Origin of the sequence: Catellatospora sp. KI3 (assembly GCF_029948125.1) — a bacterium.
Lineage (GTDB): Bacteria > Actinomycetota > Actinomycetes > Mycobacteriales > Micromonosporaceae > Catellatospora.
In genome coordinates this window covers 121,990-134,778 of record NZ_JASAMB010000005.1, presented here as the reverse complement: position 1 = coordinate 134,778, position 12,789 = coordinate 121,990, and the positions used below count along the sequence as shown (strand labels likewise).

At 71.9% G+C, this 12,789-nt stretch carries 12 protein-coding genes; 4 read left to right on the top strand and 8 right to left on the bottom strand.

What is annotated here, in order from left to right; all coding sequences use genetic code 11:
- Positions 1-35 precede the first annotated feature (35 nt).
- The 5 genes from QEZ54_RS10890 to QEZ54_RS10870 form a co-directional block, all read right to left on the bottom strand.
- Positions 36-1,007: a DUF1702 family protein gene (locus tag QEZ54_RS10890; RefSeq protein ID WP_281304415.1), complete on the bottom strand. Its 972-nt coding sequence runs from the start codon at positions 1,005-1,007 to the stop codon at positions 36-38.
- 187 nt (positions 1,008-1,194) lie between these two features.
- Positions 1,195-2,193: a DUF1702 family protein gene (locus tag QEZ54_RS10885; RefSeq protein WP_281304414.1), complete on the bottom strand. Its 999-nt coding sequence runs from the start codon at positions 2,191-2,193 to the stop codon at positions 1,195-1,197.
- Positions 2,194-2,318: 125 nt separating this feature from the next.
- Positions 2,319-2,900, bottom strand: a complete 582-nt coding sequence (locus QEZ54_RS10880; protein WP_281304413.1) for a copper resistance CopC family protein — start codon at positions 2,898-2,900, stop codon at positions 2,319-2,321.
- On the bottom strand, positions 2,900-3,472 hold the full coding sequence (locus tag QEZ54_RS10875; protein WP_348650531.1) for a hypothetical protein: 573 nt from the start codon (positions 3,470-3,472) through the stop codon (positions 2,900-2,902). Before QEZ54_RS10875 ends, QEZ54_RS10880 begins: the two co-directional genes overlap by 1 nt.
- Positions 3,473-3,616: 144 nt before the next feature.
- Complete coding sequence (locus QEZ54_RS10870; RefSeq protein WP_281304412.1) at positions 3,617-4,708, bottom strand: carboxymuconolactone decarboxylase family protein; 1,092 nt, start codon at positions 4,706-4,708, stop codon at positions 3,617-3,619.
- 426 nt (positions 4,709-5,134) lie between these two features.
- Between QEZ54_RS10870 and QEZ54_RS10865 the strand changes: the two genes are divergently transcribed.
- The 3 genes from QEZ54_RS10865 (at position 5,135) to QEZ54_RS10855 (ending at position 8,488) form a co-directional block, all read left to right on the top strand.
- The gene (locus QEZ54_RS10865) at positions 5,135-5,665 is read left to right on the top strand and encodes a DUF5987 family protein (protein ID WP_281304593.1); all 531 of its coding nucleotides are present in this window, start codon (positions 5,135-5,137) and stop codon (positions 5,663-5,665) included.
- A complete protein-coding gene (locus QEZ54_RS10860) occupies positions 5,662-7,311 on the top strand; it encodes a GMC family oxidoreductase (protein WP_281304411.1) in 1,650 nt (549 codons plus the stop codon). The genes QEZ54_RS10865 and QEZ54_RS10860 overlap by 4 nt, the downstream gene beginning before the upstream one ends.
- A gap of 79 nt (positions 7,312-7,390) precedes the next feature.
- Positions 7,391-8,488 (top strand): carboxymuconolactone decarboxylase family protein, encoded by a 1,098-nt coding sequence (locus tag QEZ54_RS10855; RefSeq protein ID WP_281304410.1) that lies wholly within the window; start codon positions 7,391-7,393, stop codon positions 8,486-8,488.
- Between the two features lie 56 nt (positions 8,489-8,544).
- Here QEZ54_RS10855 and QEZ54_RS10850 read toward each other — a convergent pair whose 3' ends face one another.
- On the bottom strand, positions 8,545-9,303 hold the full coding sequence (locus tag QEZ54_RS10850) for a hypothetical protein (RefSeq protein WP_281304409.1): 759 nt from the start codon (positions 9,301-9,303) through the stop codon (positions 8,545-8,547).
- Positions 9,304-9,475: 172 nt separating this feature from the next.
- On the opposite strand from QEZ54_RS10850, the gene QEZ54_RS10845 reads away from it, so the two are divergent.
- Complete coding sequence (locus QEZ54_RS10845; RefSeq protein ID WP_281304408.1) at positions 9,476-10,288, top strand: TIGR03084 family metal-binding protein; 813 nt, start codon at positions 9,476-9,478, stop codon at positions 10,286-10,288.
- 188 nt (positions 10,289-10,476) lie between these two features.
- Here QEZ54_RS10845 and QEZ54_RS10840 read toward each other — a convergent pair whose 3' ends face one another.
- Both QEZ54_RS10840 and QEZ54_RS10835 read right to left on the bottom strand, forming a co-directional pair.
- On the bottom strand, positions 10,477-12,450 hold the full coding sequence (locus QEZ54_RS10840) for an acyltransferase (protein ID WP_281304407.1): 1,974 nt from the start codon (positions 12,448-12,450) through the stop codon (positions 10,477-10,479).
- On the bottom strand, positions 12,450-12,629 hold the full coding sequence (locus tag QEZ54_RS10835; RefSeq protein WP_281304406.1) for a hypothetical protein: 180 nt from the start codon (positions 12,627-12,629) through the stop codon (positions 12,450-12,452). Before QEZ54_RS10835 ends, QEZ54_RS10840 begins: the two co-directional genes overlap by 1 nt.
- Positions 12,630-12,789: the final 160 nt, after the last annotated feature.

The following is a 12,789-nucleotide window of genomic DNA, read 5'->3' as shown; positions in this document are numbered from 1 at the left end:
CACGCGACCCGGACACCAGGAGGGAAGGGAAGGACTCAGCAGTGGCCGGTGGCCACGAACCGGTCGGCGATGCGCTGGCGCCACACCTCGTAGATGGGCAGGTGGCCGTCCATCGGCAGGTCCATCAGCGCCTCGATGGTGACCAGCTGCGCCTCCTGCGGCGACATGTCGCAGAAGATCTTCGTGGCGACCTCGTTGTGCGGGACGGTCAGCCTGGCGCGCTCGCGCGCGCCCGCGGCGAAGGCGGCACCCTGGGCGAGCTCGCGCCGGTAGTCGACGGCGTGCTGCCACAGCTCTTCCAGCTCCTTCGGGTCGGCGCCGCCCGCGTAGGTGGCGGCCAGGCCCATGCCGGCGTACATGTCGGCGCGGCGCTCGACCGGGAACCGGTCGATCAGCCCCGCGGCCACCTCGGCCTCCGTCCCGCCGACGAACCAGCAGGCACGGCCGATCCCCTGGTCGATGACGCGGTTGGCGTACCAGTTGTGCTCGCCGCCCGGCCAGGGGAAGTTCTCCTCCACGTACTGGTCGTACACGTACTTGTCGGTCTGGAAGTAGGCCTGGTGGAAGCCGTAGCCGTCCAGGATCAGCCACTTCAGCAGCGGGTCGGCCGCGTACAGCGTCTTCCAGCGGAAGCGCGGCAGCCGGGCCATGGCCCAGCCGACCCCCACGTAGATCATGTAGACGTGGTCGTCGGCCTTGCCGTCGAGGAAGTCCTCAACCAGCTTGCCGCCGCCGATGGGCAGGCCGTCGCGGATCGCGAAGCCCATCCCGGCGCCCTCGTACGCGAAGCCCTTGTACCTGGTCGGCAGCTCCTCCAGCGGCAGCTCGGCGTCGAGCGGGCGGCGCGCCTCGGCGGCGTACGCGTAACCGGTGAGGAAGCTGCGGCCGACGGTCTCGAGCATGTCGCGCGACGCCTCGTCTTTGACGTGGAATCCGCGTACGTCGAGCCGGGTGGCCTTAACGTCGGGCGTGAGGATACGGCGCCGCAGCGCGCGGTATACGCTCATGGCAGAGCCCCCAATATCGTCATTGGATTCGGCGATGTACCTGCGATCGTCGCAGGGCTGGCGGAACAATTCTTCTTCGCGTTTGCCCAGCCGGTGAATTGACTCCGGACCGCATTCCGGAAGGAATGGCGAGCGACGATTCCCGCTCCCCGAAAGGGAGCGGGAATCGTTCGCCACACCTGTAACGTCAGTGCGTCCGCACGGCTTTCGCGGACACGAACCGGGCCCGGACCCGGCTGCGCCAGACCTCGTAGTCGGGCGTCGCGGCCGACGACTGGAAGCCGCCGACGGCGACCTCGTCGGCGAACTCGGCCGCCTCGTCGAGCGAGATCCCGGCCAGCGCGGACACCGCCTGCTCGCTGTGGAGCGGCGCGAACCCCGAGTACGAGCGGGCCTTGGCCGCGAACACGCTGCCCTGGGCCAGGTCCGGCGCGTACGCCCCGGACAGCTCGCGCAGCTCGGCCAGGCCCTCCGGGGTCGAGCCGCCGGCGAACGTGGCCGCCAGGCCCACCCCGCTCCAGAGGTCGGCGTGGCGGTCGGACTCGAACCGGCCGACGCCCGCCGCCACGTTGCGCACCACGCCGCCGTGGATGAACCACAGCGCCCGGCCCACGCCCTGGTCCCAGGCGCGCGCGAAGTAGCCGGGGTGCCCGGCGAACGGGTAGGGCTTGGGGCGGCGGCGGTTGTCGACCCAGTCCCGGGTGTCGAAGTACGCCCGGTCGAAGCCGAGCCCGTCCACGGCCAGCCAGCTCATGGTGGGGTGGTACGGCGTGCCGGTGAGGTCGGGGATCACGTTCTTCCACAGCGGCCGCGGCAGGCGCGCCATCGCGAAGCCGATGCCGATGTAGGTGAGGAAGATGTGCGGCTGGCCCGGACCCATCAGCAGGTCGCGGGTGCGGGTGCCGCGACCGCCGGCCATCGCGTCGCGGACCGTGAACGCCATCGTCGCGCCCTCGTAGGCGAAGCCGCGCATCTCCGGCTCGACCAGCTCCAGCCGCCGCTCGACCTCCCACAGGGTCCGCGAGTCGATGCCCCACTCGAACCCGCAGATCACCGACTGCGGGATCGCCTCCAGCCGCCGGGTCGCGGCGGTGGGCACGATCGGGAACCCGCGCTTGGCGAAGCTCACGTCGGCCAGCGACGGCGTCATCATCAGGTTGCGCAGTGAGCCGAGGGTGGTTGCCATGGTTCCTCCGTACCTGAAGAAGCACACTCCGCCAGGACGGCGGACTGTCCTCATGGTGGTACGCGGCCGACCGGCGAAGCGTCTCCAGATGTGCGCTTACGCGGATGTGCGCAGTGCGCGAGGGGTCAGGCCCGCGGCCGGGGGCGCCGGACCATCATCATCACCATGACCGCGACCAGCACGGCGGCCAGGAAGGTCAGTCCGATGCTGAGCGGATCATCGCCGCCGTGGGAGTGCCCCGACGCCGCCGGCGGCGCGGTCCGCGGCGGCGCGCTGGCGACGGCGCCGCGGGTGTACCGGAAGCCGGTCTGCCCCGCCAGCACCTGCCCGTCGGCCAGCACGATGTGGTAGGCGACCAGGTAGCCGCCGTCCGCACCGAGCACGACCGGCACCCCGACGACGTCGCCGTCGACCTCGGGCCGGTCGCCGACGGTCCGGCCGGCCGCGTCCGCCACGGTCACGTGTACCTCGCGGGGTTCGAACGTGCCCGCGAAGGTCAGCTCGACCTCCGTCGGAGCGCTGCCGACCACCGCGCCGTCCGCCGGGCTGACCGTGCTCAGGGCGGGCGGTTCGGTGTCGGTCAGCAGCGACAGCACGGCCGTGCCGCCGACCACGAGCACCATCAGCACGGTGCCCAGCCGGGTCCAGAGGCGGCGCGACCCGGGCACCGTTTCGCCCGGGTCGCGCACGTCGGTCTCAGTCGCCATCAGGCCGCGGCGGGAAGCGGTGCCGCGCAGGTGCACGCGGCCTCGCGGCGCTCCGCCGGGGTCGGCCGCAGATGCAGGAACATCGCGACGACCATCGGCAGGAACACGATCGTGTTGTAGAACAGGTGCAGCTCCACCCGGGGGAAGATCAGCTGCGCCACGCTCGTCGGCACCTTCGCGCCGAAGAACATGGTGCCGCTCTGCGCCTGGATGAACAGCAGCAGGTGCTCGATGTGGTGCCAGAACTGGATCCCGAAGGCGATCAGCCACCAGGTCTTCGAGCGGCCGGTGAAGCCCTTGCGGAGCAGGAACAGCCCGATGACCATCACCAGGGCGTACCCGTAGTGCAGGTATTCGGACGAGACCAGCCACGGGAAGAACTGGCCGAGCACGCCCCGGGCCTGCGGGCGCGGCCGGTCCAGCACCCAGATCTGGTACGCCTGGACCAGGTGCTCGGCCCAGTGGGCCAGCACCACGAACATGAACACGTTGAGCGCGGTGCGGTGGCCGGCGGCGTTGAGCCAGCCGGTCGTGGCCGGGCTGCGCCCGGTCGACGCCTCGAAGGTCGTCACGTTCCCTCCCCTGTCGACAGAGTCCACCACCGACAGTCGACGGCGACCCGGTGGTGCTCGCTTCACGATCGTGCGGCGACCGCTACAGCGTGGTAGGGCAGCCTCACCTTTCACATCTTCAAAATTGCGCTCTGGAGTCGCCTATCAAGCAGTCTGGCCACTTGACGGCAGGGTCGCGCCCGCCGGCAGATGCCAGGCACCCACCCGGCGGGCCGCCGCGCAACTGGCCCACGCGGTCGCCTCCACCAGCTTCGCCTCGCCCGAGTGCCAGGCCCGGAACTCGTCCACGACCTCCGCGTCCACCTGGTACGACGCCAGCGCGGTCAGCAGCGCCAGCCGCGCCGCCGCCTGGTCGGCCGGGGCCAGCCCGGCGATGAGCCGCTCGCACCACTGGCGGCTCAGCCCGGTCTCCTCGCCGCGCCAGGTGTCCAGCCGCCGCTGCACCAGCTCGCGTACCTCGGCGGAGAGCGCCCGCTGCCCGGCGTCGTCGAACGCGGCGTACGAGCGCGCCACCGCGGCCGCGATCACCGGGTTGCCCGTGGCCCAGGCGGCGTCCGGCGGCAGCGGCGCGTGCGGCAGCAGCGGCAGCGAGCGGCCCGGGGCGCGCGGGTCGCGCAGGGTCGGGCGCAGCACCCGGCTGACGCCGCGCTTGAACCGGCGCCGGGCGGCCGGGCCGAGACCGGGCGGCAGCAGGAAGCTGGACAGGAACACGTTCACCATGCGGGTCAGGTAGTGCAGGCTGACCAGCACCCCGACCAGCTCCGGCCGGTCGGCCTCGGCGAACGGCGCGGGTCCGGCGGCCGGGTCGTCCGGTTGGGCGGCGGTGCGGGCCCACGCCGCGATGGCGCGCACCCGGGGGTCGTCCAGCTCCTCGACCCGGTCGGCGACCAGGGCCTCCGCGTCGTGCTCGGTGGCCAGGTCGTACATGCCGACGCTGTGCATGTCCACGCAGTAGGGGCAGATGTTGGCGACCGAGACCACCGTGGCCACGGCCTCCTTGGCCGCGCGGTCGACGGTGTCGGTCGGCAGCATCGGCTCGCGCATCAGCGCCCAGTACGCCGCCGCCAGCCGCGGCGCCACGGAGTGCAGCTGCACCGGCGGCACGACCAGGCCCATCTCCTGCGCCACCTGGCTGTAGACCTCGCCCAGCTCGCCTCGCGCGGCCGCCACCGGCACCGGGGTGACGTACTTGACCTGGCGCTGGACCACTGACGACGCGATGCGGGCGATGAGCATGCCGGCCTCCCCTGCTGGCTGGTCGCGCGCCGGTCGCGGCGGCGGCCGCGTCCAGACACGCAGATCTGTTCCCAGTATTCGCGCGGCCGCCCCGGACGCAACGGCGGCGGCGCAGCCGAGCACCTTCGGAGAAATCGAACCGACCAGCGCTTCTGTGCGGAATGGATAGCGGCACTCCTCAGCAACCAGAGAGATGCGGCTCGATAAGTGGTGAACACACGATGATGCGGCAGTGAGCCGTTCACCGAGCAATCATCGGGGCACTGCGCGAAGAGAGACGCGCCCGCATTCCGAGGTGCCGCCGATGGACGGCGTTGCCGGAATACGGGACCCGCCTGCCCTTGTCCCGACCATCCGTGTGCCCATCCCTAGGCAGGAGGCGCCCCCGTGCACACCGAATCCACCGACCCCCGAGCGTCGCGCGTGATGACGCTCGAGGCGTTCGCGGACACGATCATCCCCGGTGCTAAGCGGTCGCCTGACGACCATGCGATCGCTGGTGCCGCCGAGGGCGGAGGCGCAGTCGCCGCCGGTGCCCTCACGCTGCTCGAAGACCCCGCCGGCGGCCTCGCCCACTCCCTGGAGGGCCTGGCCGACCTGCTGAACCTGCACGCCTCGGTGTACGCCGGTGAGCAGGAGCTGAGCCTCGACGAGGCGCTGCCCGCGTTCGTGGCGCTGAACTACGACCACCGTGCCCGCATGGTGCAGCGGCTGTGCCATCCCGACCACCCCGAGAAGGCGCTGTGGGTGGGGCTGGCCCTGTTCAGCAACATGGCGTTCGACAGCGCCGCGCACATGAGCACCCACGACGCGCTGGCCTCCGGCCACCCCGGGCTGATGACGATCGGCTACGCCAAGCCGAACGCCGACGGGGTCTGGCGCTTCCCGCGCTACTCCTACGGGCGTGCGCTGGCCAACCTCCACCCGCAGACCAACTCGACCGGGAGCCTGGCGTGAACAGCATCGAGAGCACCGACGTCGTCGTGATCGGCAGCGGGTTCGGCGGCGCCATCGCCGCGTACCACCTGGCGGCCGGCGGAGCACGGGTCACCGTGCTCGAGCGCGGCCCGTGGCTGGCCGCCGAGGAGTTCGACCACGACTTCAAGCTCGGGTCGTCGTACACCCGGATCTTCGATTTCGTGGTCGGCGACGGCATGAGCATCCTGTCCGGCAACTGCGTCGGCGGCGGCAGCGTCGTGTACTTCGCGACCATGCCGCGGGCGCCGCGCTACATCTTCGAGCGGCAGGGCAGCATCGGCCGCCGCATGTGGCCGGCCTCGATCGACCGCGACACCCTCGACCCCTGGTACGACCGGGTCAGCGAGTCGCTGCCGGTGACCATGACCCCGTGGGAGACGGTGCCGTACGGCGGCGGGATCTGGGCCGCGGCGTGCAACCACGCCGGGCGCACCGCCAACCCGGTGCCCTCGGCCGTGGACACCGACCAGTGCACCAACTGCAACTGGATGATGTCGGGCTGCAAGTTCGACGCCAAGAAGTCGCTGCTGCTCAACTACCTGCCCGCGGCCATGTCGCACGGGGCGCAGATCCGGCCGCTGCACGAGGTGCAGCACCTGGAGCGCACCGACGACGGCGGCTACCGGGTGCACTACCGCATCGTCGACGACTCCGACTACCGCATCCTGCACGAGGCGGGCGTGATCGAAGCCAAGATCGTGGTGGTGGCGGCCGGCACCGGCGCCACCCCGCCGATCCTGCAGCGCTCGGAGAAGTACCTGGGCAAGATGCCGCACGCGGTCGGCCGCTACTTCTCCGGCAACGGGGAGCGGCTGAACACCGTCGTCTTCGACGAGGACCGGGTCCGCGAGGTGCTCGGCCTGGACCGGGGCGACGGCACGGCCTACGAGGCGCACCAGATCGGGCGCGGCCCGGTCGTGGCCAGCTGGGACAAGCTCGACGGCAACCTGCCCGAGTACGAGCGCTACTCGCTGGAGCAGCTCTACTTCCCGCCCGGCCTGGGCACCATCCTGGCTCAGGTGCCCGGCGCGACGGGGGAGCCGGGCGACCCGACCTGGTTCGGGCCGCGCAAGAAGGAGCTGCTGCGGGAGTGGAAGTCGTGGCTGACCATCTTCACGATGTCCGAGGATGACAACGAGGGCGTGTTCGGGCCCCCGCCGGAGACGGGCAACGCCAACCGCTTCTCCCAGCAGATGCTGGGGCACGGGCCGCTGTCGTACAAGCCGACGGCGAACACGTGGCGCGGCTGGAACCTGTCCGACGCCGACGTCAAGGACATCCTGGAGCGCGACGGCATCGCCAAGGTGGCGCCGTGGACCAACGACCTGATCGGGGCGTACACGGTGCACCCGCTGTCGTCGTGCCGCATCGGCGACGACCCGGAGACCTCCGCCCTGGACGACCGGCACGAGCTGCGCGGCCACCCCGGCATCTTCGTCACCGACGGGTCCGCGGTGCCGTGCGGCCTGACCGTGAACCCGGCGCTGACCATCTCGGCGCTGGCCGAGCGGGCCATGCCGGGCATCGTGAAGGCGCTCAACGAGCGGGGCGTGTCCTGCACCTACGGCGCGCCGATCCCCGGCCAGGCCAGCACCTCGAAGGTCAAGGTCGGCGCCGGACGCTGACCGGCCCGGCGCGCGGTCGCGGCGGCACCCCGCCGCGGCCGCGCGCCATCGGTATTCCCACCAGCAGAAAGGTCTCGCCATGGCGTCACTGCTCGCCCTGGTGTCCCGCCGCCCGACGCTGAGCCATGTCAAGCATGTCCGCCCGGTCGCCCCAGCGGCCGCGGACGGCCTCGTCGCGCAGGTGTACGAGCAGGTCGAACGGGAGTTCGGCATGCTCGCCCCGCCCCTGATCCTGCACTCCCCCCTGCCCGCAGTGCTGGCCGCCGGCTGGACCGTGCTGCGCGAGACGCTGCTGGTCGACCGCGCCACCACCCGGTCCGCCCGGGAGATGGTGGCCTCGGCGGTGTCGCAGGCCAACCGCTGCCCGTACTGCGTCGACGTGCACAGTTCGACGCTGTCGGGGCTGGTCGGGGGCCACCCCGACGCCGCCGCCGTGGCCGCCGACCGCATCGACGCGATCACCGACCCACAGCTGCGCGCGCTGGCCCGCTGGGGCCGCGCCAGCGGCCTGTCCGGCGAACTGCTGCCCGCGCCGTTCCCGGCCGCGCACGCGCCGGAGATGATCGGCACCGCCGTCACATTCCACTACATCAACCGCATGGTCAACATCTTCCTGCCGGACACCCCGCTGCCCCCGGGCGTCTCCGGCGGCGGCCGCCGCGCGCTGCTCAAGCTGGCGGCGCGGGTCATGGGCGGCATCGCCCGGCGCCCCCACGCGACCGGGCAGTCGCTCGGGCTGCTGCCGACCGCGGCGCTGCCCGGCGACATGGTCTGGGCCGTGTCCGAACCGGACGTCGCCACCGCGTGGGCCCAGGCCGCCGAGGTGTTCGACGCGTGCGGCCGGGCCGAGGTCCCGGAGCGGGTGCGGCTGCTGCTGCTCACCCGGCTCAACGCGCGCGAGGTCGAGGGCCCCGGCATCTCCAACCGGGTATGGCTGGAGAACGCCGTGGCGGGCCTGCCCGAGGCCGACCAGCCGGCCGGCCGGCTGGCGATGCTCACCGCCTTCGCCTCGTACCAGGTGACGCCCCGGGTGATCGAGGAGTTCCGGCGTGACCGCCCCGACGACGGGCAGCTGCTCGCGGTGACCGCGTGGGCGGCCATGGCCGCCGCCCGGCGCATCGGCGCCAGGCTGACCGCGAACCTCGTCGTCGACCAGCCGGAGCAGGCCGCCGCCTGAACCGCGACCGGCCCGGACGCCTGGTGCGTCCGGGCCGGTGCGCCTTCAGGGACAGGTCACCACGCGACCGGGTAGTACGGCACCGACCAGCCCCGGTACGAGACGTGGTCGGTGTAGCCGGCGACGCCGACCTTCCCGCCCACCGAGGTGCCGATCACCTTGCCCTCGCCGAGGCTGATCGCCACGTGCCCGGTGCCGGCGGAGTTGTGGTACCAGACCAGCGCGCCGCGCGGCGGGATGCCGCTGGTGTGCAGGTATCCGTGGCTGGTCTCCCAGTCCCCGCCGATCTCGGCGGTGTTCCAGCCCGACCCGCCCCAGCCGTACGCCTGCGCGGTGAAGGCCAGGCACAGGTTCTCGTACGCGGTGGAGCCGTGGTGCTGGAACGCCCAGTTGATCGCGCCGTTGGCCGAGCGCGGGTTGGTCTTCGACGACGGCTCCGCCCCGACGTAGCTGCAGTTGTTGACGACCTGGCCGTCGGAGCCGGTGTACACGTAGGCGTCGGAGACCATGCCGCCGTTGGAGAGCATGTCCCACACGTTCGTGGTGCCGTAGGTGCCGGTCACCGTCTCGCCGGTGGTCTGGCACAGCAGCGTGACGCCCGCGCCGTCGGCGACGGTGCGCCAGGTGTCGAAGTTGGTGCCCGGGGCGGACCGGACGTTGAGCGCGGTCCCGGCGGTGTTGATGGTGCCCGGGGCGGAGGCGGCGTACGCCATCGCCGTGCCCGGCGCCGTGACGACCAGGCCCGCGGCCGCCACCGCGCAGGCGATGCCCCAGCGGAGCGGGCGCCGGCGGGGCGCATCGATGAGTGTCTGCATGCCGGTGACGGTAGGCCGCCGCGGTACACGTTCCCTCCAGCTTCACTACACGGCGTACCACCTCTATTTATCGAGAATTGCTGATGTTGACCAGGGCACGCGCGGAGAAGCCTCCGAGGGGCCCGCTCAGGCAGGCTGAGCAGGTAGAACACGTCTCGACAAGGGAGATCCTGTGACACAGACACCCGACGTGGTCGCCGCGCTCACCGCCGACGGCGACGCTTTCGACCGGATGGTCACCGGCCTCGGCGCCAGCGGCTGGGACGCGCCCACGCCCGCCGAGGGCTGGACGGTCAAGCACCAGGTCGCCCACCTCACCTCGATCTTCTGGATGGCCGAGAAGGCCGCCGCCGCCCCCGAGGCGTTCACCGCGATGTCGGCGAACCTGGGGCCCAACTTCAACGACAACGTCGCCAAGGCCATGGCGCCGTTCCTCGGCATGCCCAACGAGATGCTGCTGGTCAAGTGGAAGGAGCAGCGCGCGGCCACCGAGCGGGCGCTGGGTGCGCTCGCCCCCGACCACATCGTGCCGTGGCTGGTCCGCCCGCTGCCCGCCTCGGTGCTGGCGGCCGCCGGGATGATGGAGCTGTTCGGCCACGGCCAGGACGTCGCCGACGCCCTGGATGTGGAGCGCGAGCACACCGACCGGATCGGACACCTGGTCGGCTTCGCGGTGCGCACCTGGGACTTCGGCTACACCGGCCGGGGCCTGGACGTGCCCGAGGTCCAGTTCCGCTTCGAGATCACGGCGCCGTCGGGCAAGGTCTGGGAGTTCGGCCCCGCCGACGCCGCGGACCGGATCAGCGGCCCCGCCACCGACTTCTGCCTGCTGGTGACCCGCCGACGGCACCCGGCCGACCTCGCGATCACCGCCACGGGCCCGGAGGCGCCGCGCTGGCTGGAGATCGCGCAGGCCTACCGCGGCCCCGGCGGGAAGGGCCGCACCCCCGGCCAGTTCAAGCCGACCGCCGACGCGGCGAGCTGAGCACACCCGCACGCGAACGCCGCCCGGCCGCTCACGCCGGGCGGCGTTCGCGTGCCCGCCGCCGGCCGCGCTCGCGTACGCCCGCGCGACAGGGCCGCGCACGCACGCCGAACGGACCGGGGCAGAAGAAACACCCGGCCCGGACGCGCGTCCCTCATCGCGCGTGCCGGGCCGGGTGTGGTCGGGGGTCAGGACGCCGTCAGCGGCGCCTTGGCCGTTATCTCGTCGACCTCCTGAGCCAGCTCGTCCACCGCCGTCAGATCCACCGCACCGTCGCGCCACAGGGCGAGCGGATCACGGCTGAGCGTCGCGTGCAGCCGGAACAGCCCGGCCTCCGCCGCCACGATCGCGGCGTCGAGCGCCGGGTCGAGCCCGCGCACCCGGGCGAGCCGGGCGCCGATGTCCACCAGGCGCTCGGTGACCCCGGCCCAGACCGTCTCCACGGTGGTGACCAGCTCGGCCACCCTGGTGAACATCTCGTCCATCCGGGTCACGGCGGCCTCGACCGTCAGCCGGGTGCTGCCGCTGTCGGCGATGTGGCGCTGCCCGAGGGGGGCCGGGGCACCGGTGAACAGCACCGGAGCCTCCGCCAGCGGCACGCCGGCACGTCCGGCGCGCCCCCCGCCGGCCTCGTCGACGACGCTGGAGTAGCTGCCGAACAGGTCCCACAGCACCACCAGGTCCGCCGAAGCGGCCTCCCAGCGCTGCCGGGTCTGCCCGGTGAGCGACCCGCGGGCCAGCAGCTGCCGCCCGAAGCTGCGTTCGAGGTCGATCAGGTTGGCCCGGATGGCGTCGCGGCGGGTGACCTCCTCGGCGAGCACCACCGCGCCCGCCGGACCGCCGGACCCGCCCAGCGCGGGCCGTCCACCGCCCGCGGGCAGCCCGCCGCCGCCCGCACGGGCACCCCAGCGCCGCAGCAGCGCGTCGCCCCACCGGGCCACCGGCTGCTCCACCAGGTAGAAGCTGAGCGTCGCGACCACGATGCTGCCGATGCCGACGAACAGCTCCAGCTCCCAGAACCCGGCCACGCCGTACAGCTCGCGGATGGGCCGGGTGTCACCGGTCAGGACGGCACCGCCCTGCAGGTAGAAGTGCATCATCGCGAAGTGCCACAGGTAGATGCCGTAGGACACCTTGCCCAGGTGCGCCAGCGGCTTCAGGGCCAGCACCCGCTCGACCGCGTGCGCCCGTGCCCCGGGCACGGCCAGCGGCAGCGTCGCCAGCAGCCCGAACGCGGCCACCATCAGGTACGTGACCAGCAGGCCCGCCGTCGAGTAGATCGCGTCCATGCCGATCACGCTGAACGGCCGGGTGCAGTTGACCAGGTACACCCCGAGCGCGCCGAGCCAGAACAGGTGCGGCTTGTCCGCGGCCAGCCGGAAGATGCCCGGGGTGTCCTTCGGCGACACCTTCGACAGGGCCAGCAGCACCGCGATGCCCATGCCGATGCCGATGGTGGGCGCGAAGCCCTGCGGCCACCAGAACACCATCCGGTTGTCGAGGCTGTTCATCTTCACCACGAACAGCCAGGCGACCCCGACCCCGAACAGGATCGGCACCGGGATCAGCAGCCGCTTGGCGCGGGCCAGGGGCGTCGCGCCGCGCGCGGCGAACCGGTGCACCGCCCAGGCGATCAGCGGCAGGAAGATGTACCACTGGACCATGCTCGGCACGGTCCACGTCACCTCCATGCCGTTGACGAAGTTCGGCTTGAACGGCGTCGGCAGGTACACCTGCAGCAGGAAGATGGGCCGCAGCACGAACCACACGCCGTCGATCGCGTTGCGGTTGAACGCGAGCAGCACCACCAGGTACATGACGTAGTAGGCCGGCAGCAGCCGCAGCAGCCGCTTCACGAAGCTCCTGCCCTGCGGCGGCCGGCGCTCACCCGAGATGATCGCCTGTGCCAGCGGCAGGTAGAGGTACATCGCGGGCAGCACGAACATCACGCCGATGAAGGACGGCATGCCGCTGACCAGGAACGAGCCGAAGAAGTTGCTCGGCGGCCGCGGCTCGCCGAAGGCCCGGGTCCCCAGCAGCCCGGAGAACATCGCCACGTGCACGGTGAGCAGGCCCATCGCGGCGATGCCCCGGATGCCGTAGACCGCCGCCGAGCGTGACTTCGCGCCGTCCCGCGCCACGGCGCCCGATGGCGTGCCCATCAGGTCAGAGCCCGCTTGAAGAACGCGACGGTCTCCTTCACCTCCGGCTTGCCGGCCAGGTCCGCGACCTTCTTCAGCTCGGGCAGGTACTCGTCGATGATCTTCTTGATGGGCGCGAGTTCGGTCGAGTCGATGCTGAGGGTCTGCGTTCCGTCCTCATTGTCGGTTACCCGGGGCATAGCGAAGCCTCCCATTGTCACTGGTCTCGATCGAGGATCACGCGTGCTGACCTCGGCGGCATCTCTGACGTTGCGCAGTCAGCGGCCCGACCGGCGCGAAGTGCGCACGAATGCGGCAGCACCGGCGGCCGGGGCGTGATTGCATACATCTGCTATTTCC